The sequence below is a fragment of the Halobellus captivus genome, assembly GCF_007655485.1.
GTDB lineage: Archaea > Halobacteriota > Halobacteria > Halobacteriales > Haloferacaceae > Haloquadratum > Haloquadratum captivum.
Genome location: NZ_VJXQ01000019.1, coordinates 1 through 1,291 on the forward strand (window position 1 = coordinate 1; position 1,291 = coordinate 1,291).

A 1,291-nucleotide genomic window follows, 5' to 3' on the forward strand; every position below is an offset into this window, starting at 1 on the left:
AGCTTCTCGGCGGGGGTGCCCTCGTCGCGGAAGCGGTCGTACACTTCTATCGGGCTGACTTCAACGCCGATGTAGTACCGGACCTGCTGAATGCCCCGGTCACGCATCTCCTTCGGCCGTGTCTCCCGGTACTCTTCGAGGAGTTCCCGGAAGATCGGGTTCTCCGTGACGTCTTCGTCAGTGAGGCGCTCCTCGATGGTCTCGGTGATCTGCTCCACCGGAAATGAACGGGTTGTGGCGTGGAGTTTGAGCTTCGAGTCCAGTTCTTTGTTGGCGAACTCTTCGCCAGCGTCTTGGAGCTGCGCCCAGTCGTCGGACATCGCGAAATCCATGTTGGCCGGATCGATCTCGATGAACGCCTCCATCGCGCCGTCTTCACGCTGGATGGCACCAGCGCCCGGCCACGCCCGCTTGATGTTCGTGAGGTCCTGCGTTCGCTCGTCCGGCTTGAACGGCGTGTAGTTCGCGAGTCCGCCTTCATTACGCTCTGACTCGTTGGTACTCGTGTCGGCATTGGCAGGCGCACTAAACGTGACCTGTGGCCGTTTGAGGTACCGATAGACATCTTTGGTCCACGTCCAGGCGTTCAGGTGGGTTGGTGAGACGTAGATGACGGCGATGCCAAAGCCAAGCCCGCCAGCAACGAACGGGAGGGCCAGTGATTCGATCCCGGTGAGCCCCGCGATAAACAGCCCAATAATGGGGAAGGCGATGAGCATGCCGACGTCCCCTTCCTCGATATTGAGATACGGGATGCGACTCTCCTCGCCGAACTGATCCATGATGCGCCGTGCGGCCGCGTCTTGATCTGCTGACATTGTTAGTGGATTCCTCGATCAAACTCCATCCCACGCCCGTCGCTCGCCGACTCCGCTGTCGCTCCACCTGGGTCATTCTCTGTCCGACGGTACGACGGCGTGCCGCCATCGTTTCCTCCATGCCCACCGCGAGCAGCTGCTTTTTGCGCGACGGCGTGGCCAGCGGCGGCTTTCGGCCCCCACCGAGCGGCGGTCGTCGCGACGCCGGCGCCACCGACGTAGGCTCCAGCGGCGACACCGCCGACGAGTGCTGCGCCTTTCGTCGCACCGCCGACGACTTTGGCCGTCAACGGCGTCGCGTATTTGAACGTCTTCCACGTGATGTAGAGGGCGACCAGCGGGAGAGACGCAGCGACGAGATACTTGAGGAACGCTGTTCCTGGTGTGAGCGTTCCACCGCCGTAGATCAAATCGTATCCCTTGAGGACCATCGCGGCCGGAAGCGGGAGGACAGCCAACGGGACAAACCGTTT

Annotated in this window: 1 protein-coding gene and 1 pseudogene; both read right to left on the reverse strand. The window is 61.8% G+C overall.

Annotated elements, in window-relative coordinates:
* Positions 1-818: hypothetical protein (locus tag FJT57_RS16310; RefSeq protein ID WP_144906895.1), on the reverse strand; the 818-nt coding region annotated here is incomplete at its 3' end.
* 2 nt (positions 819-820) lie between these two features.
* Positions 821-1,291, reverse strand: a pseudogene (locus FJT57_RS16315) (hypothetical protein); the annotation flags it as partial.